Annotated in this window: 17 protein-coding genes; 11 read left to right on the forward strand and 6 right to left on the reverse strand. The window is 53.2% G+C overall.

Annotated features, from left to right (window positions below; genetic code table 11):
* Nucleotides 1–70 precede the first annotated feature (70 nt).
* Nucleotides 71–268, reverse strand: a complete 198-nt coding sequence (locus tag ACT3R7_RS02930) for a helix-turn-helix transcriptional regulator (protein WP_496198795.1) — start codon at nt 266–268, stop codon at nt 71–73.
* Between the two features lie 78 nt (nt 269–346).
* Nucleotides 347–1,939 carry a hypothetical protein gene (locus ACT3R7_RS02935; RefSeq protein ID WP_496198796.1) on the reverse strand — a complete coding sequence of 531 codons (1,593 nt, stop codon included), beginning with the start codon at nt 1,937–1,939 and terminating at the stop codon, nt 347–349.
* A 278-nt stretch (nt 1,940–2,217) separates the two neighbouring features.
* Here ACT3R7_RS02935 and ACT3R7_RS02940 point away from each other — a divergent pair, with 278 nt between their 5' ends.
* Nucleotides 2,218–2,916 (forward strand): hypothetical protein, encoded by a 699-nt coding sequence (locus ACT3R7_RS02940; RefSeq protein ID WP_496198797.1) that lies wholly within the window; start codon nt 2,218–2,220, stop codon nt 2,914–2,916.
* Between the two features lie 509 nt (nt 2,917–3,425).
* Entirely contained in the window at nt 3,426–5,525 is a 2,100-nt protein-coding gene (locus tag ACT3R7_RS02945) for a putative bifunctional diguanylate cyclase/phosphodiesterase (protein ID WP_496198798.1), read from the forward strand.
* A gap of 413 nt (nt 5,526–5,938) precedes the next feature.
* Here the strand turns inward: ACT3R7_RS02945 and ACT3R7_RS02950 are convergent, their stop codons facing one another.
* The gene (locus ACT3R7_RS02950; RefSeq protein WP_496198799.1) at nt 5,939–6,979 is read right to left on the reverse strand and encodes a PDDEXK nuclease domain-containing protein; all 1,041 of its coding nucleotides are present in this window, start codon (nt 6,977–6,979) and stop codon (nt 5,939–5,941) included.
* A gap of 246 nt (nt 6,980–7,225) precedes the next feature.
* Here ACT3R7_RS02950 and ACT3R7_RS02955 point away from each other — a divergent pair, with 246 nt between their 5' ends.
* Nucleotides 7,226–8,101, forward strand: coding sequence for a pirin family protein (locus ACT3R7_RS02955; protein ID WP_496198800.1), 876 nt, complete (start codon nt 7,226–7,228; stop codon nt 8,099–8,101).
* 11 nt (nt 8,102–8,112) lie between these two features.
* On the opposite strand, the gene ACT3R7_RS02960 is transcribed toward ACT3R7_RS02955, so the two are convergent.
* Nucleotides 8,113–8,724, reverse strand: coding sequence for a DNA-3-methyladenine glycosylase family protein (locus tag ACT3R7_RS02960; protein WP_496198801.1), 612 nt, complete (start codon nt 8,722–8,724; stop codon nt 8,113–8,115).
* A 207-nt stretch (nt 8,725–8,931) separates the two neighbouring features.
* On the opposite strand from ACT3R7_RS02960, the gene ACT3R7_RS02965 reads away from it, so the two are divergent.
* Both ACT3R7_RS02965 and ACT3R7_RS02970 read left to right on the forward strand, forming a co-directional pair.
* Nucleotides 8,932–10,134: an MFS transporter gene (locus ACT3R7_RS02965; protein ID WP_496198802.1), complete on the forward strand. Its 1,203-nt coding sequence runs from the start codon at nt 8,932–8,934 to the stop codon at nt 10,132–10,134.
* A 69-nt stretch (nt 10,135–10,203) separates the two neighbouring features.
* Nucleotides 10,204–10,455, forward strand: a complete 252-nt coding sequence (locus ACT3R7_RS02970; RefSeq protein ID WP_192536808.1) for a YMGG-like glycine zipper-containing protein — start codon at nt 10,204–10,206, stop codon at nt 10,453–10,455.
* Between the two features lie 73 nt (nt 10,456–10,528).
* Here the strand turns inward: ACT3R7_RS02970 and ACT3R7_RS02975 are convergent, their stop codons facing one another.
* Complete coding sequence (locus tag ACT3R7_RS02975; RefSeq protein WP_192536809.1) at nt 10,529–11,224, reverse strand: extensin-like domain-containing protein; 696 nt, start codon at nt 11,222–11,224, stop codon at nt 10,529–10,531.
* A gap of 180 nt (nt 11,225–11,404) precedes the next feature.
* Here ACT3R7_RS02975 and gmk point away from each other — a divergent pair, with 180 nt between their 5' ends.
* The 4 genes from gmk to ACT3R7_RS02995 all read left to right on the forward strand — a co-directional run bounded on the left by gmk (nt 11,405) and on the right by ACT3R7_RS02995 (nt 15,109).
* Nucleotides 11,405–12,019 (forward strand): guanylate kinase, encoded by a 615-nt coding sequence (gene gmk, locus ACT3R7_RS02980; protein WP_018918466.1) that lies wholly within the window; start codon nt 11,405–11,407, stop codon nt 12,017–12,019.
* A 107-nt stretch (nt 12,020–12,126) separates the two neighbouring features.
* On the forward strand, nt 12,127–12,387 hold the full coding sequence (rpoZ, locus tag ACT3R7_RS02985; RefSeq protein WP_018918467.1) for a DNA-directed RNA polymerase subunit omega: 261 nt from the start codon (nt 12,127–12,129) through the stop codon (nt 12,385–12,387).
* Nucleotides 12,388–12,412: 25 nt separating this feature from the next.
* Nucleotides 12,413–14,548: a RelA/SpoT family protein gene (locus ACT3R7_RS02990; RefSeq protein ID WP_018918468.1), complete on the forward strand. Its 2,136-nt coding sequence runs from the start codon at nt 12,413–12,415 to the stop codon at nt 14,546–14,548.
* A 171-nt stretch (nt 14,549–14,719) separates the two neighbouring features.
* Nucleotides 14,720–15,109, forward strand: coding sequence for a RidA family protein (locus ACT3R7_RS02995; RefSeq protein WP_018918469.1), 390 nt, complete (start codon nt 14,720–14,722; stop codon nt 15,107–15,109).
* A gap of 112 nt (nt 15,110–15,221) precedes the next feature.
* Here the strand turns inward: ACT3R7_RS02995 and ACT3R7_RS03000 are convergent, their stop codons facing one another.
* Complete coding sequence (locus ACT3R7_RS03000) at nt 15,222–16,103, reverse strand: SDR family oxidoreductase (protein ID WP_018918470.1); 882 nt, start codon at nt 16,101–16,103, stop codon at nt 15,222–15,224.
* A 153-nt stretch (nt 16,104–16,256) separates the two neighbouring features.
* Here ACT3R7_RS03000 and ACT3R7_RS03005 point away from each other — a divergent pair, with 153 nt between their 5' ends.
* Both ACT3R7_RS03005 and recG read left to right on the forward strand, forming a co-directional pair.
* Nucleotides 16,257–17,186 (forward strand): hydrogen peroxide-inducible genes activator, encoded by a 930-nt coding sequence (locus ACT3R7_RS03005; protein WP_018918471.1) that lies wholly within the window; start codon nt 16,257–16,259, stop codon nt 17,184–17,186.
* On the forward strand, nt 17,183–19,261 hold the full coding sequence (recG, locus tag ACT3R7_RS03010; protein WP_496198803.1) for an ATP-dependent DNA helicase RecG: 2,079 nt from the start codon (nt 17,183–17,185) through the stop codon (nt 19,259–19,261). Before ACT3R7_RS03005 ends, recG begins: the two co-directional genes overlap by 4 nt.
* Nucleotide 19,262: the final 1 nt, after the last annotated feature.

Raw genomic sequence — 19,262 nt, forward strand, 5'->3', positions numbered from 1 at the left:
GGAATAGGCGGTAATTAATCTACTCTTCAATTAAATTAGAAGAATCTAAGTGGATAAGCATTAAGCGACCTTAAGCGACCTTTCCATCCCTACGCTTAATGCTGTCATTAATCCAAGCCTCTATCTCACTTTCAACCCAGGCCACGGCACGAGTACCTAGTTTGATAGGTTGAGGGAACTGCCCAAGGCTGATGTACTTGTAGATCGTCGATCTAGCCAGACCTGTGCGTTCCATGACGTCTTTGATGCGAATCAGTTTATTGCTCATGACGAACTCCTGTTATTCGTTCATGAGATTAGGGAACTGAGTATTTTTAATTAAAGAGTGCCAATAAGGAATGGAGGTTTATTGGTCTGCAAACTCTTGAAAGTCGAGCGTAGAATCACCTAGCTCATCGCTGATTGCTAAAAGGCAATCCTTATGATGCTCTTGCCAATAGTTTTTTAGATCCTCGTTGACGGGACTGCGGAACACAATAGTCGTTGGTTCTTTATCGATATCTTCGGAACGAAGGCCATAACTACGTAGTTGAAACGCGGGTAACATTTGGCCGTTAGGTGGTTTGGGGAAAACAGAAACGAGCATGTAGGTCATTGCTTCTACATCTTCGTGTTCATTTGGGTTGAAGGCGCTTTGAAGCCGCTTGGCTAGGTGATGTGACAGGGCATAAAACAGCAGCGCCAAAGGAGGGTAAAATATTTGTTCTGTGATTGGAGCTACTTCGGGAGGTCTATGAGGCTTTTTATTGTCCAAGGTGTTTGAATAGTCGTCGGCTTCTTCAGGAGCGAGTTCCGATTCCTGCTCAGATTCCTTTTTGATTACATACTCAGGTTTTATGCCTAGGCGACGAGCAGTCGCAACTATGACGTCGTGGGATGGCTGCTCAGGGCCGAGTAACCCCTCTTTTAAATCATTCCAGGCGGAAGTTAGCAGTCGGCTAGTATCGATATGGACACTAGTAAGTAACCAGCCTACATCCTTTGCATCGTAACCTTTAAGCAGCTCCGCAATGCCTCCGTCTAGGTAACGCGTTCTTGGCAGCAGTGCTAGCGCGTGGTTAAGAACCCCTTTAAGTTTATTGTATTTCTCTTGGTAGTTTTTGGCCTCGCAATAAGGATCATGCTCTGGTTTTGATTCCTGCATAGTGCCGTCTGCAGCAATATTCTCGGGAGCCTTGCTGGAGTCGTACTCTTCTAGTAACGCTTTGATTTGAAGGCTACACACTCCAGCAGTCATTACCGCATCAACAATCCCATCCACTAGCTCCGTTTGCTTAGGCTTCTTGGTTGAAGAGGGCGAGACAATGGTGAGTGGTGTTCTTGAAAAAGACCCAAGTAACGGATGCGCTAAATCAAGCAAATAGATAGATGTTTTACGGGCACTGGCTTGGGAGGAGTATCGCCCCGGCTGGCGATGCGCGATAAGCCCTAAATCGCCCAGCTTCTTTAGTTGCCTATCGATTCGAGAACGTGACATGCCGGTTAGATGACGAATTTTTGATATTCCAAGGCGAGTGATAACACCTGGTGTATCTGCATGGGCTAGCAGCACCATCAATAGCCATCTGTTAGATAAGGTCAATCTGTAGCCTCGAAGACGGCCATCTCTTACCAGATTCTTCGCCCTATTTTCAGCAGACAGCAGAGTCGTTTTTGCGAGTGTGGCAATTTCTTCAGCATGGTGCTCAGAAGCCGATGGACTCATCCGTAGCGACTTCACAAGCTTGGCTGATAAGCGATAACGCGACCTTGGGCGCCCTCGATCTGCGGAAGGTAAGCGCTCAATTTCAACGAATTGCTTTTGCCTTTCTGCGTGCTTACCAATGAGCACATCCCAAGCACGGCGTCCCTGCGCGTAGGTCAAGCTCAGACGCTTGAAAAGAGTTTGCAAAGAGCAAACAACGCTTTGGTCAAAACCAAACACTGACGCCCATTGCATTAGTAGCCATCGAGCTTCGGGCGTTAAGCTAGGATTTTTGTAGGTTAGGATAGCGGTGTTCATGGCAGCAATATATGACATTTAGCGGAAAATAAAAATCCGATTTTACGGACTATATCTAGTTTAAACTGATACAAGTATCTATACGTTGTAACGTTACACTGTTTCAATACAATGTGCCGTTACAAGGTATAGATACAGTTAAAAAACTGCTATCCCGGATGCAGGTGTGCTTTACTAATCACCTTTTTAATTTCTTCTTGGCTCTGGGGTTACAGATGACACCACCGTTTGGTTGGATCGAAATGAGCAATCAAGCTCAGTTGGAATGGATCGCCACTTACCTAGCACGTAAATCAATAAGTGGCTCGCTACCAGGTTCACTGGTGCAGAATCTAAATCAATATGGTTCTCAACAGACAATAAATATGTTGAGCGAGGGTCCGAATAATTCAGAGTTTCGTGAGTTAAGCGGGAAGATGAAGGGGGCGTGGAAGACCCGCCAGAATCGGAAAAAACATGGCAACCCTGTGTCTTTGCAGATGTCCAAAGCTACTCAGAAACAGCTAAAGTCCTTGGCCAAAAAACGTAAACAATCTCAGGCGGAAACCCTAAGCAAAATTATCAATGATACGTCGTCTGAAAAGAGCCCCTTATTAGTTGTGCGAAGCAATAATTCAAGTGAGTTGCTACCAAATCAGCAAAGTGTGCATTTGTACCCTAGCGATATGGATAGTTTGCTGGACGCGTTACTAGACGAAATTAGTCATCGTTGCAGCCTCAAGGTACGTGAGAACGGAGGTGATCCAATGGTCAATTCTGATTTAAGAAAAAACCACCAAAATATGGTCAAAGAACGTGTTTCAGAGCTTGTATCGAAAATTACTTTGCTACAGTCGCCGGAGGAGCAAGCTAACGGTTTGCTGATCGAAAGAGCGCTGAAAAAGGGACGGAATTATGGATTTATATACTACTGACATCTGTATACTGCTGACATAGCTTACGTAAAGTGGGCAGTAGAATGGGTAGTAAATCGTTTTGATGCAAAACATAAAATCGTTAATGCATTATTTTTGTTGATTTTTTTAATATCAGTCAATATTAAGATTCAGAATATTGAGTGATGTTTATGTAAAAGTGGCAATATATTTAAGGATATTGTTTTGATTGAATTTATATTTTGGCTATAGCTGGATTTGTGCGAAGGAATATAGCGTAAGTCTTGGTGCAAAATGAAAAGTGAGCAATATGGCCTTCCCAATTTTGCGGGAAGGCCATATTCTTTACGGCTTTTTGCCATTTTCTCATCTCATGATGGTAGAGGCATTAATCATTTACGAGCGCCTTAGGTAGCTTCAAAATAATATTACCCTTGAACATACCCTCTCTATATATAACGCCTATCCCTTCTCAGATAAGTGCCCGGCTTATCAGGTAACCTAGAAATGATTTCTGTGTTTTTTCTGACGCTTAGAGCACATTCTCCGTGAATCATCATGAATCCTACAATCTGGCGTTGGTGATGCTGTCGTTTGGCGTTGCTGCCATTGCATCGTTAACCGCATTGGATCTTGCCGGCCGTGTGCGGGCCAGCAGGGGGCTTGCGCGTCAACTCTGGCTGGGTGGCGGTGCTTTTGCCATGGGAACGGGCATTTGGGCGATGCATTTTATCGGCATGCTCGCCATGGAAATGGCGGCAAGCATAGCCTACGACATTGCCTTGACGCTTTTATCACTGGTCGCGGCGATTCTTTCCTCGGCGCTGGCATTGGCCATTGTTCAGACAGGGCGGCTTTCCAGCCTCCGGTTGGCGCTTGGCTCTCTGGTCATGGGGAGCGGGATTTGTCTGATGCACTACGTAGGGATGACCGCCATGCAAACTCAGGGCTCGCTGCGCTATCAGCCGAGCCTTTTCCAATTGTCGGTGGTAATTGCCATTTCAGCCTCAGCGTTAGCGCTATGGCTCGCTTTCCAGCTCAATCCGACCAGCATTCGTCGACCACCATTATGGCAACGCGGTCTGGCGGCTCTAGTGATGGCTGTAGGCATCTCGGGTATGCACTACACCGGTATGGTGGCGGCTATCTACCCTGAAAACGGCATGTTGCTAGCGGACGGTGGCCTATCTACTTATCCGCTCGCCATTACGGTAGCGTTGGTGTCGACGTGCATCATGCTTGCTGCTCTGATGATTTCGCTCTTCGATGCGCATATGTCGTCGCGTAATGCGCAGTTAGCGACTTCACTACGTGAGGCCAACCTAGAACTCAAGCACATGGTTTATCGCGATGCGCTGACGCAGTTGCCTAATCGACTGTTACTTGAGGAAAAACTCGATACACAGCTTGCGGCTCGTCGACCGGTGTTTGCGCTTTTCTTTGTCGATTTAGATCGCTTTAAGCATGTCAATGATTCACTGGGACATCATATTGGCGATAAGCTGATTCAACAGGCAGCCGCCCGGCTACAAGCAGCGGTTCGCGAAATTGATACAGTCGCGCGCGTTGGCGGAGACGAGTTTATGGTGTTATCAGGGGACAACACCAGTAGGGAAGAAGCCGCTTCACTGGCAAAGCGTATCGTCAGTACGCTGGATAAGTCTTTCTTGATTGCCAGCAGTGTTGTGAAGGTATCCTCCAGTGTAGGTATCAGCCTTTATCCCGAGCATGGCCAGGACAAGCATGACCTGATGATTCACGCCGATGCCGCCATGTACAGTGCCAAGCGGATGGGGCGCAATACGTTTCAGTTTTATGAGCCGGATATGGCTTCTCAGGAAGAGCGAAGCTTGCAGGTTGAAAGGCGCTTGCGCCTCGCCCTTGGTACCGAGAGCTTGAGCCTTGCCTATCAGCCCAAGGTGGATGTCAAAACGGGGCACATCACCGGTGTAGAGGCGCTGCTGCGTTGGTACGATGAGGAGCTCGGTAACGTAACGCCGGATGAGATTATTCCCCTGGCAGAAGACACTGGGCTTATCTGGCCTATTGGCGAATGGGTGCTTAACACCGCCTGCCGTTATGCTAAAGCGTGGGAAGATTCTACCGGCCAGGCCCTTCCTATGGCCGTCAATATCTCGGCGATGCAGCTCGATAATCGCCACTTTGTTGATATGGTCAAACGAGCGCTCAACGAGACCAGCTTGCCACCCAACCGCCTTGAGCTTGAGTTAACTGAGAGCGCTCTGGTGTTAAATCCGGATAGCGCGCTAGATACACTCAATGAGCTTAGTGATCTGGGGGTTGCGATCTCCATTGATGATTTCGGCACGGGCTACTCGAATTTGGCCCAGCTAAGGCGATTTCCTATTAAACGCCTAAAAATCGACCGTACCTTTATGTCCGATGCCGTCACTAACCTGCAGGATGCTGCCATTGTCAAAGCCGTGGTAGCGCTGGCGCATAGCCTTAATTTACAGGTCGTGGCTGAAGGGATTGAAAACGAAGAACAGCTGGATTTAATCCGCCAATTGAAGAGTCATGAGTACCAGGGGTATTTGTGCAGCAAGGCGTTAACGGGCGAAGAACTGACGAGCTTTTTTGCAAGTTACAAGCAGAAGCCAGCCTTGTGCTTGGATGTGTCATCTTAGGTGATGACAATAATATAAAGCTGCTTAGGGGCGCTATCGTCATTATCAGGTACCAGCGTAGGCGGCTGGTACGCGATGTGGCTTCATATCACCTCTAATGCCAGAGGGGTTGGCAATTGAAGTGAGGGTGAGATAGGTTTATATCTGCGCACCGGACATCTTGAAAAACTGGGCGCAAGCTTGCAGTCTCATGCCATTGCTGGTGAACCCCATACCCTGATTAATTGCGGCAGGCGTTTTTGTGTTGAGACTGTTGTTTTCTTGATAAGGCTTAAAAAGCTTTGATTGATGCTTTTATATTAACATCATCTTTCAAGGTGGCTTCGGTTGATAGTAAAGCGGTTCATGAAGTCGGCTATTTACGGTACTTATCACTGTGAATCAGACAATATTTAGGTATGGCGAGTGTTGCTTTATTCCGGTGCCTGCTGTTGAAGCTGCTCAACAGCCTTCGCCCGTTCGCGTTCCAGCTCACGTTTGAGCTCTTCCTCGGAAGGCAAATACGGCAGATACTTCGCCGCAAACAGCTGCTTCTGATCAGCAAGTACTGAGTACTTCACTACGGCTTCGCTTTTCTCACTGCATAGCACCAAGCCGATGGTGGGGTTGTCATCGCTGCCTTTGCGCTGCTCATCGTATAGGCGCACATAGGTATCCATCTGGCCGATATCCTGATGCTTGAGCTTGCCGAGTTTTAGATCCACCAGTAAAAAGCACTTCAGTTTGAAGTTGTAGAATACCAAGTCGATGTAGAAATCTTCGTCGTCAAAGCGGATGCGCTGCTGGCGCTCAACAAAGGCAAAGCCTTTGCCCAGTTCCAGCAAAAACTGCTGCAGGTAGCTGATAATGGCCTGTTCTAATTGGCTTTCCTGGTAGGTTTTATCTTGTAGGTTTAGGAAATCCAGAATGTAAGGATCGCGCAGGTAATCCTTGGCGGTTTCCGCCAACGGCTGGGTGTTTGCCTTTGCTTCCTGTTCTACCAGCGCCTTATCCTGACTGGCTAGCAGGCGCTCGTAGTAGAGGGCACTAATCTGGCGCTCTAAAGCTCTCGCGCTCCAGCTTTGATTGATCGCTTCTTGCAAATACCAGTCGCGTGCTTGAGCATTTTCCACCCGCACGAGGGTGCGGTAGTGGGTCCAGCTCAATTCGAGACGCACTGCGTCGCGAATTGGAAAGCCCAGGTAAAACTGACGCATATTACGCAAATTTGTGACGTCGAATCCCTTACCCAGCCGTTCGGTTAGTTGCTTCGAAAGCTGCTGTAACTGCTGCTTGCCGTATTCCGCACGGCTATTGCCTTGTTGCTCATGCTCGATAATCAAGCGGCCTATTTCCCAGTAGCTTTGCACCATGGCTGTGTTGACGGCTTGGCGCACCTGTCCGCGTGCTTGTTCTATCTGCTGGGTAATTGCGCTAACAAGGTCGCTAAAGGCCGCTGGGTTCTGCTCAGTCATAGGCTTAACCTCAGGCGTAATAAAAGATGGCAACTAGGTCGGCCTCAACAATAGCAAATTTTACCTGTGAAAATATAAGCGTAAGCCGCCGCTAAACTGACCGTTTGAAGAAGACATCAGCCGTTAAGCATTAGCCGATACGTAGTTAAGCACCCATCAATTTCCTAGAACGATCCAAAGAAAACTATTCGCTCCTTATCCTTTGGCTTAGGTTTTAAGCTAAGGGTAATCGTTAAGGAGTATTTTATGTCGGACTCATCCGTAAGCTCAGTTCGCCGCGTTATCGCCCTGCATCCGGCCCACCGCGATGATATCGGTGATTTAACCACTCGGCGGCCCTTGCCTGCGCGCCAGCTTGAGCAGCTTGATCCCTTTCTATTTCTGAATCACCACGGCCCGCAGGTTTACCCGGCCAATAATCAAGGCTTGCCGTTTGGTCCGCACCCACACCGCGGCTTCGAGACGGTAACGTTTATTCTGGAAGGCTCGCTTGCTCATGCTGATAGCGCTAAGCACCAGAGCGTGATTCATAAAGGCGGCGTGCAGTGGATGACGGCGGGCAGCGGTATTGTGCATGCGGAAATCTCGCCGCCTGAGTTTTTGCGTGACGGTGGCCCACTGGAAATTTTGCAGCTGTGGATCAACCTGCCCGCGCGTCTGAAAATGAGCGAGCCGCGCTATGTGGGCTTACAGCAGGATTCAATCCCGGCGATTACGCTGCCGGGCGGCGCTGAGCTGAATCTGATCGCAGGGGAGTGGGGCGATACGCGCGGTCCTATCGAGACGTTAACCAACGTGTTTATGTCGACGCTTAAGCTGCCTGCCGGGTCGCGCGAGCAGTTGCCCGTTGCCTCAGGGCGGCAGGTGTTCCTGTATATTGTGAATGGCGACGTTATGGTGAGTGGTGAACCTGCCAAGCCTCACCAACTGGTCGAGTTGGACCGGGATGGCGACAGCATCGTGATTGAAGCCGCAAGCGATGCCCAACTGCTGTTTGGTCATGGCGATGTAATCGACGAGCCGGTTTACTCCCACGGGCCGTTTGTAATGAATACCCGGGATGAGATCGTTCAGGCTGTCGAGGACTACCAAGCCGGAAAATTCGGTGGGCTAAGCGCTTAGCGGCTTTTGCCTTAAACCGGTTCGCCGCGATAGTAGTGCCACAGAAACAGCGACCCTACGCTGCGCCAGGGCGCCCAGTGTTCAACAAGCTTTCGCGCCTGCTGGGGTGTGGGTTTGTCGTCAAGACCCTTAAGGCGGCCTAATGCTACGCGCAGGGCGAGGTCGTCAGCGGGGAAGATATCCGGGCGTTTGAGCGAGAACATCAGGTAGATTTCCGCGCTCCAGCGCCCAAAGCCACGCAGTTGGGTAATCGTGGCAATCACTTCCTCATCGCTTAGATGCTCAAGCCCGTCGGCACTGAAGGTGCCGGCAAGCTCTGCTTCCGCGAGCCCCTTGGCGTACTCGATTTTGCGCCACGAGAGCCCCGCATCGCGTAGTGCCTGACCTTCGGTGTCGATTACCGCCTTGGCGTGCAGCTCGGGCAGTAGGGTATTCACCCGGCCCATAATCGCGCGGGCTGCTTCGGTGGAAAGCTGCTGGCTGACGATGGTGGAGAAAAACGTCGCAAAGCCTTTGTCACGCACGCGTGGTGAAGGCGCACCCACCAGCGGAAGTGCACGGGCGATATCCGGGTCAGCCTTGGCTAGCGCCTGCATGGCGTATTCGATTGTTTCAGGGGTCATAAACGGCCTTCCTTATGTAGAACATCGATAGGCGTTGGTGTTTATTAAGCCTGCAAACCTGGGCGTGCTTCAATGGGTAGCTCGTTAAAGTGAAATATTCGCCTGCTAATATTTTGCTGAACATATTTATACTTTCGTCTAGTCTTGCGATCATTGTCTGTTAGCCATTAGCAAGAGCAGCACGCCAGGCGTGCGTTGGGAGAAAAAATGCAAGAGTCGACCCAGGGGCTGGCGCGCAATCCGCGTCTGGCCGAATTCGCCTTGGCGCTAGGTGGGTTTGGTATCGGCACCAGTGAATTTGTGATCATGGGGCTGATGAACCGCGTCGCGGGTGATCTGGCGGTCAGTGTGCCGCAGGTCGGCTATGCGATCAGCAGCTATGCGTTGGGCGTTGTGGTGGGGGCGCCGTTGATTTCCGCCCTGGCCGCGCGCGTGCCCAAGCGGGCGTTACTGATTGTTTTGATGCTGGTATTTGCCGTGGGCAATATCGCCAGTGCCATGGCGCCGGGGTTCTGGTCGTTTGTGGGGCTGCGCTTTATCGCGGGCCTGCCGCATGGCGCTTACTTTGGTGTGGCCGCGCTGGTTGCTGCGGGAGCCGTGCCGGTTGATCAGCGAGCGCGGGCCATTTCACGGGTCATGCTGGGCTTGACGACGGCCATCTTGATTGGCGCGCCGCTAGGCACCTGGGCGGGAAATCAGTTTGGCTGGCAGGTCGCCTTTGTCGGTGTAGGCGTCATTGCCTTGCTGACGGCTATGTTGATTCGGCTATGGGTACCTGTACAACCCTTCGATGCGCTGGCAAGCCCGTTGCGTGAGCTGTCGGCGCTGGTGAAACAGCGCGTGCTGGTGACGGTTGCGATTGCCTGCGTAGGCTGTGGCGGCATGTTCTCGATTTTCAGCTACGTGATGCCGACATTGACGCAGCAGGCGGGCATGAGCGAGGCACTGGGTCCGTTGGTGCTGGTGATTTTCGGCATTGGATCGATTATCGGTAACCTGGTCGGCGGGCGCATGGCCGACAGAAATCTGATGCGTGCCATTCCGCGCATCCTGATCTGGTGCGCCGTTATTCAGGGCGGGTACTACTTTGCCGCCGATTACGTCTGGTCAGGGCTCTTGTTTGTCGGCCTGGTGGGCACCTGTATGGCGCTTGCCCCGTCACTGCAAACCCGGTTAATGGATGTGGCGGGCAATGCTCAGACCATGGCGGCTTCGCTTAACCATGCGGCGTTCAACGGTGCTAATGCTTTGGGTGCCTGGCTTGCCGGGCTAGTGATCAGCGCAGGCTTTGACTGGTCGAGCACGGGGCCGGTGGGTACCGGTCTGGCACTCTGTGGACTGGCTATTTTCTTCTTCGGAAAATGGCTTGAAAAACGTAGCCCTGAGCCAGTGGCCGCCCACGCCCGGTAGCACGAAAGTGGAAAAATAGCCTAATCGTCTCTAATGTGTATAGGGTGCAACCCATAAGGAGGTGACCCCATGCATACTCAAATGACGAAAAAATCGCGTATTTTGACCCTCAGTGCTATTGCCGCATTAACGCTAGGCTTAGCAGGCTGCGGTACGACCACCGGTGAACGTGCGGCCAGCGGCGCAGGTGTTGGCGCGGCGGTAGGCGCCGGGGCGGCAGCGGCAACCGGCGGCAGCATCGGTCAGGGTGCAGTGATCGGCGGCGGCGTTGGCGCAGCTACTGGTGCCGCGACCGACCGAGAAGATATCAGCCTGGATTAAGCGCTATATTCAGCACCGGCTATGACGCAATCAGTATTCAGCCACGTTGCGATAGATGTTAACGAGCTAGATGTTAACGACATAGCCTGAAGCCGCGCATGCCCATATGAAAATGATCGGCGTGCGCGGCGTTATAATCAGGCCCCAATACGTTACCAAACGTGCCGCAAGCGCCATCCCGCGCTGCCCGTAAAAACTCTCCAACGCTTCCTTCATCATCCCAGTGTTTGATCAGCGTAATGCGCTGTCCATTCTCGAATCGAAAGCCGATGACATCCAGCGCTTCAGCTGTCGCGTGTTCGCTGCGCCGGGCGTTTTCTCGGTGATAGATATTACGGCAGGCGAAGCTGCCCACGTGATCAACCTGGCGAACAGGGCTGCCCATTATCTCCTGGGCCGCAGGCTGTAACTCATGGCGTTCATACATCACCCAGGCAAGGGCCAGCGGGCAGGTGGCAACAAAGCTTTGGTTAAACCGCACGCTGCTGGACTGCATACGCACAACATTGGTGAGTGGGCAGCTTGCTGTGGGCGCATAATCGGCAAGGGGTGTATAGCTAAGTTCGCCATCGGGCACGGTATCCAGCGCGGCCAGGCAGGCTTCTCTGTCACCGCTTAAACGTTTAATTTTCAGCTGAGTGATAGGAGTGATTGGGTCATCGACATAAAGAGGAGCCCACGGCGCCCAGTGGCGAGGGATTTCAATAATGCCTTTCTGTACGGCTACCCCAATGGCAATCAGCAATAATATAAACAGTGTGCTGCGCATCTAACCTCCTTGTGTATTCACGCAAACGCTACAGTCCACGCGGTGGGTGTGCGATACTGCGCACCTTTATAAACTTGTTGTTGGGCTACGTGTTTCGCCCACTATGTTTTTAAGCCGTGTTTTTTTAAACTAAGTTTTTTTAAACCATGTTTTCTTTTTCGCTAACTAGGGAAGCGCTTAATGTCCCAAGGTACGCTTTTTATTGTTTCGGCGCCGTCAGGTGCGGGCAAAACCAGCTTGGTTCGTGAGCTGATTGAAAGTCTTGATGGCATTCAGGTCTCGGTATCGCACACTACGCGTGCTAAGCGTGAGGGTGAGGTGGATGGTGTGAATTACCATTTCATCGACGTGCCGGATTTTGAGGCGATGATTAAGCGTGGCGATTTCTTTGAGTATGCCAAAGTCTTCGATAATTACTACGGCACGTCGCGCAAGGCAGCGCAAACGCTGCTGGAGGCGGGGCAGGATGTGATCCTGGAAATCGACTGGCAGGGCGCGCAGCAGGTACGCGAGCAAATGCCGAATGCGGTATCCATTTTTATTCTGCCTCCGTCGCGCGATGAGCTGGAGCGCCGCTTGGCGAGTCGCGGTACCGACGAGCATGCGGTAATCGCGCGGCGTATGCGCGATGCGGTTAGCGAGATGTCACACTTTAACGAGTATGATTATCTGGTGATTAACGATGACTTCACCACGGCGCTTCAAGAACTGCAGTCATTGGTGATCAGCCGTCGTCTAACGCTCGCCACTGTCAGCGAGCGGCATGCCCCGCTACTCGATGCGCTCTTGTCATAAGCGCCTAGCGTCGAGTAATCTATAAGGTCCTATCATCACACTTTTCGCTGGGTCGGTGACGTTATCCAACAACGTCGGCCCGGCGTTGTCATTACAGGAAGGCCCCCATGGCTCGCGTAACTGTTGAAGATTGTCTGGAAAATGTCGAAAACCGCTTCAAGCTGGTGATGATTTCCACCCAGCGTGCTCGTCAGCTGGCCCGCGGTTCGCGCGATGCCCAACTGGCCTGGGAAAATGACAAGCCCACCGTAATGGCACTGCGTGAAATTGCCGCAGGTCTTGTCGATCACACCGTACTCGACGAGCCGGTTGAAGCACCTGTTCGCGCGCGCCCTGCTATGGCGCCCAGCGCTCAGATCGACGACTAAGGCTGAACGGATAGGGGCGCGGTAAATGTTCACCATTGATGACCTGGCCGATCGACTCGGCGGCTACTTACCCTCGGACGAGATCCAGCAGGTCAAACGCGCCTTTTACTACGCCGAGCAGGCCCATGACGGCCAGCGTCGGCGTTCAGGCGAGCCCTACGTTACCCACCCGCTGGCGGTCGCCAATATTCTGGCCAATATGCACATGGACCATCAAAGCCTGATGGCGGCCATGCTGCATGATGTCATCGAAGATACCGGCGTTTCCAAGAAAGCCCTGGCGGCCCAGTTTGGCAAGCCCGTGGCGGAGCTTGTCGATGGCGTTTCCAAGCTGACTCAAATCACTTTTGAAGATAAAGCCGTGGCTCAAGCGGAAAATTTTCAGAAGATGGTGTTGGCAATGTCGCGGGATATTCGCGTCATTATCGTCAAGCTTGCCGACCGGCTGCATAACATGCGCACCCTCGGCGCGCTCAGGCCGGATAAAAAACGCCGCATTGCCCGTGAAACGCTGGAGATATATGCGCGTATTGCTGGCCGGCTGGGTATTAATACGATCCGCATCGAGCTTGAAGATCTCTCCTTTCAGGCGATCCACCCCATGCGCTCAGAGCGCATCAAGCGGGCCGTAGCCAACGCGCGTGGCCATCGGCGCAGCGCCATGCGTGAAATTCAGGCATCGCTACAGCAAAGCCTGGATGACGAAGTGCTTCAAGGCACGGTGGTGGGACGGCAAAAGCATCTGCTGTCGATCTATAAGAAGATGCGCGACCAGCGTAAGCCGTTTGCAGAAATCATGGACGTGTTCGGGTTTCGTATCATTACCGAGGACGTGGCCAGCTGCTATCGCATCCTGGGCGTGGTGCATAACCTGTATAAGCCGGTACCGGGACGTTTTAAAGACTATATTGCCATCCCCAAGGCCAACGGCTACCAAAGCCTGCACACCACGCTGTTTGGGCCGCGCGGCATGCCGATCGAAGTCCAGATCCGCACCCGAGAGATGGAGGCCATGGCCAATAACGGCATCGCCGCCCATTGGCTTTATAAAGCAGGACAAACGACCCATCCGATTGCCGAAGGCAGCCACGCCCGTGCCCGCGCCTGGGTAAAAGGGCTTCTGGAAATGCAGCGCCATGCGGGTAACTCGTTGGAATTTATCGAACACGTCAAAAACGACCTGTTCCCCGACGATATCTACGTCTTTACCCCCAAGGGCGACATCATGGAGCTGCCTCAGGGAGCGACGGTGATCGACTTTGCCTACAGCGTGCATACCGATATCGGCAATAACTGTATTGCCTGCCGTATCGATCGTCACTTGGCGCCGCTTTCAACACGCCTGGAAAGCGGTCAGACGCTTGAGATTATTACCGCGCCCGGCGCACGCCCTAACCTTGCCTGGCTGAGTTTTGTATCCACTGCCAAGGCGCGCTCGGCCATTCGTCATGCCCTGAAGCATCAGCAGCAGACTGAAGCGATTACCCTGGGCCGTCGATTGCTTAATAAGGCGCTCACACCTTTTGAAACCAGCTTGGAAGAGCTTGATGAGAATCTGCTCAAGCTGGCGTTTAAAGAGTTGGATGTGGCCTCCCAGGATGCGCTTCTAGAGTCGCTGGGATTAGGCAACCGTATGGCGCACGTAGTGGCCAGACGATTAGTCGATATCGCTCACGGCGGGCGTCACGATGCTAACTTTGCCGCGGTTGATAGCGGCAAAGCCGTATTGATCAGCGGCGGTGAAGGCATGGTGATCAACTTTGCACGCTGTTGCCATCCGCTACCCGGCGACCCGGTGCTCGGGCACCTTTCCATGGGCAAGGGGCTTGTCGTTCACCGCGCCGAGTGCCGTAATCTTATTGAACATAAAAACGACCCGGACAAGCTGTTCACGCTGGAGTGGTCTGAAACCATTGATGAAGACTTCCCGGTGGCGCTGCGAATTGAAATTGAAAGCCGGCGTGGCCTGGTGGCCGAGCTTGCTGGCCTTGTCACCGATGCCGACGCCAATATTGAGCGTATCGGTATCGAAGAGCGCGATGCGCGTCTCTCTACGGTCAATCTAACCCTGTCGGTAAAAGGCCGCGTTCATCTGGCGCGCATTATCAAGCGTATCCGTAACTTGCCTAATGTAAGCAAAATTACGCGTATGACCAATTAAAGCCGCTAACCCGTCTGGCTGAATCGCTATCGCGCATCGGCCATGCCGTGCTATGGCGGCAAGTCATTACATTCTAATAAAAATATTATATAAATAAGCTAGTTAGATAATTAACGCTAAATAACTATTAATGTTAAAACTAATGCTAAGAACTCAGGAGCAAGACATCGTATGAGCAATAAAGCCGTTATTAATACTGATAAAGCCCCCGCCGCGATTGGCCCATACTCGCAGGCCATTAAAGCCGGTAATACGGTCTATCTTTCTGGTCAGATTCCGCTGGACCCGACCACCATGGAGTTGGTGTCCGAAGATTTTGAAGCACAGGCGCGTCAGGTATTTACCAACCTGAAAGCGGTATGCGAAGAGGCGATGGGATCGCTTAGCGATGTGGTTAAACTAAATTTATATCTGGTCGATCTGGATAACTTCGCCATCGTCAATAAAGTGATGGAAGAGTTCTTCTCCACACCGTTCCCGGCCCGCGCCGCGGTGGGTGTGAAGGCGCTTCCCAAAGGCAGCCAGGTAGAAGCCGAAGCCGTTATGGTTATCGGTGATTAATACGCCGTAAAAAAACCGGCCAGACGCAATGGTTAGCGTCTGGCCGGTGTTTATCTAACGTTTACTTATCCAGCGTTTATGTATCTTTCACGCTGCAGTGCGCTTGTAGTGCTCAGGCTTTCTGAGGCTTTAAAAAGCCGCCCTCTTTGAGTATTTGTGCATATCCTTCACGGTAGCTTGGGTAGCTGAACTGGTAGCCGGTTTCGAGAATACGCTGGTTATCACACCGCTTGCTGGCCCGACGGCGCAGCGGCGACTGCATGGTATCGGTAGATTCCACCTTGAGCTGCTTACCAATCCAGGCCATCACGTTATGCATGGTGACCGGCTCGCAGTCGCTACCCAGATACAGGTTCGCAAGCGGCTGACCGCTTTCCTGAATGCGGATCAAGTGGGCCAGAATACCGGTACAGTCGTCCCGGTGAATGCGGTTGGAGTAGATAACCGGCGTAACGGCGGCGATACGGCCTTCCGCTACCTGATGAATCAAGCGGTCGCGGCCTGGGCCATAGATACCTGAAAAGCGCACAACGGTGCCGGGTAGCGGGTGATCAAACAGCATCTGTTCGGCTTCACACATCAACATGCCGGAGAAGCTGGTGGGGCCGGTGGGGCTCTCCTCGTTGACCTCTTCGCCTTCCTGCTGGCCATACACGCTGGTCGACGATACGAAGAAGACGCGGCGCGGCGGCTTTTCGTGCTGCTCCATCACGCTCAGCACCCGCTTCAGGCCTTCTGGGTAGGCACTTTGATAAGCGCTTTCTTCAAAGCGGTCAGCGCTTACGCTATAAATTACGTAGTCTGCCTGGGGAAGTGCAGATGCGTTGGTTTCATCAAGTTCGTTAAGGTCAAGCGCCAGAGGCTCAATGCCTGTGCCTTTTAATGCCGCTGTTTTGCGACGTACGCCAATGACGCGATGCCCCTCATCAATTAACTCGCGCCCTAAGGTAATGCCAAGATCACCACAACCGATAATCAGTACAGTTAGCTTCACCTTATCCACTCCTTTTGATAAAAATTCCCTATTGGATACAAAGTCCCTGCGAGATATGACATCGTCAGCAGGGTTTGCTTATCCTTTTCCGTCCCGCTGACTGCCATGATGTTAGTCACGAGCTGCTACGAGAGGATGCCCACTGGCGCCGTTATGACTTTAACAGAACTTCGCTACATCGTAACCCTTGCCCAAGAGCGCCACTTCGGTCGTGCGGCTGAACGCTGCCATGTATCGCAGCCAACGCTTTCCGTGGCGGTGAAAAAACTTGAAGAGGAACTGGATATACCGCTGTTTGAGCGCTCCAAATCCACGATTCAGGTTACCCCGCTTGGCGAGAAGATCATCGCTCAGGCCCAGCGTGTGCTGGAGCAAAGCCGGCTGATTTATGAAATGGCCAGCGCCGGTAAAGATCAGCTATCGAATCCGCTACGCATCGGGGCTATTTACACCATCGGCCCGTATTTATTTCCGCACCTGATTCCCGCGCTTGCCAATATTGCGCCGCAAATGCCGCTGTATATTGAAGAAGGTATGACCGGAACGTTACGTGCTAAGCTAAAAAACGGTGAGTTGGATGTCATTATTGTGGCGCTGCCGTTTACTGAAACCGATATTGTGACCAAACCTATTTACGAAGAGCAATTTGAAGTATTGATACCGGCAAACCATCGCTGGGTTGAGCGCGAGGCTATTCGTAAAGAGGAGTTGCTGGAAGAGCGCCTGCTGTTGTTGGGTGAAGGCCACTGCTTTAGGGACCAGATTCTTGAAGCGTGTCCGGCGATTACCCAAAAGCTTAATAACCCGAATAACACCTTGATTGCCGAGGGCGGGTCGCTGGAAACCATTCGCCATATGGTGGCGTCACGGCTAGGGATTACCGTATTGCCGCAGTCAGCATTAGGAACCGATCAATATGAAAATGCCATGCTTGAGAGCCGCCCCTTCGTCGACCCAGCCCCTTCACGGACGGTGGCGATCGCCTGGCGGGCCAGCTTCCCGCGCCCTAAAGCGATCGATGCCCTAGTGGATGCCATCAGCCAGTGCCAACAGCCTGCTCAAAAGGGTAAAGCGCACTCATGAGCGATCTTAACGGGCCCGTTACTGCGCTTAAAGGCGTCGGTGAAGCGTTAGCGCTCAAGCTTTCGCGGCTGGGCATTGAACACGTTAGTGATCTGCTTTTCCACCTGCCGCTGCGCTACCAGGACCGTACCCGGCTAACGCCGATCGGCCTGCTACGCGCCGGCCAGGAAGCCGTGATCGAAGGTGAGGTGACCGCCTCGGATGTCGTCAAGGGGCGGCGTCGAAGTTTGTTGATACGCCTGCGCGACGGCAGCGGTATTTTAAGCCTGCGTTTTTTTCACTTTTCGCCTGCTCAACAGCAGCAGCTACGCCCAGGCGTTTCGGTACGTGCGTTTGGTGAAGCGCGGGCCGGGGCCACCGGGCTTGAAATTTATCACCCCGAGTATCGCTTGAATACGGCGGGTGAAACGCCGGTCGATGAGTATTTTACCCCGATCTACCCCACCACCGAAGGCTTGAACCAAGCCCGCTTGCGGGCATTGACGCAGCAGGCGCTAGGCTTACTGGATAGCGCGCCTGAAGTGCTGCCCGATGTTATCCCTGACGCGCTGCGCCAGCGCTTTCACCTGCCGGGGCTCCACGCCTGCCTGCATTTACTGCATCAACCCCCGCCTGATGTGGATATTGACAAGCTTTCCAGCGGCCAGCATTCCGCCACGCGCCGCCTAGCGCTGGAAGAGCTTTTAGCGCATCAGCTTAGCCTGCGAGAAGTGCGACTGCGCATTCAGGCCGACGGCGCGCCGGAGCTGCCTTCTGGGCGCGGCCTGCAGGCGCGTTTTTTAGCCCAGCTGCCGTTTGCCCTAACGGGTGCCCAGCAGCGCGTGCTTGAGGAAATTACCCTGGATTTAAGCCGTCCGGCGCCCATGCTACGCCTGGTGCAGGGCGATGTGGGGTCGGGAAAAACCGTGGTGGCCGCTATGGCCGCGCTGGCCGCGCTTTCCGGCAATTGCCAGGCTGCCATCATGGCGCCTACCGAAATCCTCGCAGAGCAGCACTACCGGGCGTTTAAAGCCTGGTTTGAACCACTGGGCATCGAAGTCGCCTGGCTTGCGGGCAAGCTGAAGGGCAAAACCCGCCTGGACGCCAAGGCCGCGATTGCCGATGGCCGTGCGCGCATGGTGGTCGGCACCCACGCGCTATTTCAGGATGACGTGCATTTTCAGTGCCTGGGCCTGGCGATTATCGATGAACAGCACCGCTTTGGCGTCCACCAGCGCTTGGCGCTGCGCGAAAAAGGTGAAGCGGGCGGGCTAACCCCGCACCAGCTGATCATGACGGCCACACCCATCCCGCGTACGCTTGCCATGAGCGCCTATGCGGACCTGGACGTCTCGGTCATCGATGAGCTTCCGCCGGGGCGTACCCCGGTTAAAACCGTGGTGGTAGCGGATGAGCGTCGCCCCGAAGTCGTCGAGCGGATTCGCAATGCCTGCAGCGATGGCCGCCAGGCCTATTGGGTATGTACGCTGATTGAAGAGTCCGAAGCGCTGCAGTGTCAGGCCGCGGAAGTCACCAGCCAGGAACTGACGCAAGCGCTGCCCGAGCTTGCCATCGGCCTGATTCATGGGCGCATGAAGGCCAGTGAAAAAGCTGAAGTGATGACCGCCTTTAAAGAGGGCGAGTTGGATCTGCTGGTCGCCACCACGGTGATTGAAGTGGGGGTGGATGTTCCCAATGCCAGCCTGATGATTATTGAAAACCCCGAGCGTCTGGGACTTTCCCAACTGCATCAGCTGCGCGGACGTGTCGGTCGGGGCAGTACGGAAAGCTTCTGCGTACTGCTTTATCATCCGCCGCTTTCCAAAAGCTCCCGCGAGCGCCTGAGCGTCATGCGTGAAACCACCGATGGTTTTCGTATCGCGGAAAAGGATCTGGAGATTCGCGGCCCGGGCGAGGTGCTGGGCACCCGGCAGACCGGCCTTGCGCAAATGAAGATTGCCGACCTGGAACGCGATGCCGACCTATTGGAGCGCGTGACCGCGCTTGCCTCCGAGCTGCAAAGCGAGCCGCATATTACCGCGGTACTGGTGCGGCGTTGGCTAGGCGAGGCCGCAGGCCGCTACGGGCAGGTGTAGC

The sequence above is a fragment of the Halomonas sp. AOP43-A1-21 genome, from assembly GCF_052376775.1.
Taxonomy (GTDB): Bacteria; Pseudomonadota; Gammaproteobacteria; order Pseudomonadales; family Halomonadaceae; genus Vreelandella; species Vreelandella colorata.

What these genes read in the sequence shown, in the direction of transcription:
- ACT3R7_RS02930 (WP_496198795.1), bottom strand. Translation starts at nt 268, where the DNA reads ATGAGCAATAAACTGATTCGCATCAAAGACGTCATGGAACGCACAGGT.
- ACT3R7_RS02935 (WP_496198796.1), bottom strand. Translation starts at nt 1,939, where the DNA reads ATGCAATGGGCGTCAGTGTTTGGTTTTGACCAAAGCGTTGTTTGCTCT.
- ACT3R7_RS02940 (WP_496198797.1), top strand. Translation starts at nt 2,218, where the DNA reads ATGACACCACCGTTTGGTTGGATCGAAATGAGCAATCAAGCTCAGTTG.
- ACT3R7_RS02950 (WP_496198799.1), bottom strand. Translation starts at nt 6,979, where the DNA reads ATGACTGAGCAGAACCCAGCGGCCTTTAGCGACCTTGTTAGCGCAATT.
- ACT3R7_RS02955 (WP_496198800.1), top strand. Translation starts at nt 7,226, where the DNA reads ATGTCGGACTCATCCGTAAGCTCAGTTCGCCGCGTTATCGCCCTGCAT.
- ACT3R7_RS02960 (WP_496198801.1), bottom strand. Translation starts at nt 8,724, where the DNA reads ATGACCCCTGAAACAATCGAATACGCCATGCAGGCGCTAGCCAAGGCT.
- ACT3R7_RS02965 (WP_496198802.1), top strand. Translation starts at nt 8,932, where the DNA reads ATGCAAGAGTCGACCCAGGGGCTGGCGCGCAATCCGCGTCTGGCCGAA.
- ACT3R7_RS02970 (WP_192536808.1), top strand. Translation starts at nt 10,204, where the DNA reads ATGCATACTCAAATGACGAAAAAATCGCGTATTTTGACCCTCAGTGCT.
- ACT3R7_RS02975 (WP_192536809.1), bottom strand. Translation starts at nt 11,224, where the DNA reads ATGCGCAGCACACTGTTTATATTATTGCTGATTGCCATTGGGGTAGCC.
- gmk (WP_018918466.1), top strand. Translation starts at nt 11,405, where the DNA reads ATGTCCCAAGGTACGCTTTTTATTGTTTCGGCGCCGTCAGGTGCGGGC.
- rpoZ (WP_018918467.1), top strand. Translation starts at nt 12,127, where the DNA reads ATGGCTCGCGTAACTGTTGAAGATTGTCTGGAAAATGTCGAAAACCGC.
- ACT3R7_RS02990 (WP_018918468.1), top strand. Translation starts at nt 12,413, where the DNA reads ATGTTCACCATTGATGACCTGGCCGATCGACTCGGCGGCTACTTACCC.
- ACT3R7_RS02995 (WP_018918469.1), top strand. Translation starts at nt 14,720, where the DNA reads ATGAGCAATAAAGCCGTTATTAATACTGATAAAGCCCCCGCCGCGATT.
- ACT3R7_RS03005 (WP_018918471.1), top strand. Translation starts at nt 16,257, where the DNA reads ATGACTTTAACAGAACTTCGCTACATCGTAACCCTTGCCCAAGAGCGC.
- recG (WP_496198803.1), top strand. Translation starts at nt 17,183, where the DNA reads ATGAGCGATCTTAACGGGCCCGTTACTGCGCTTAAAGGCGTCGGTGAA.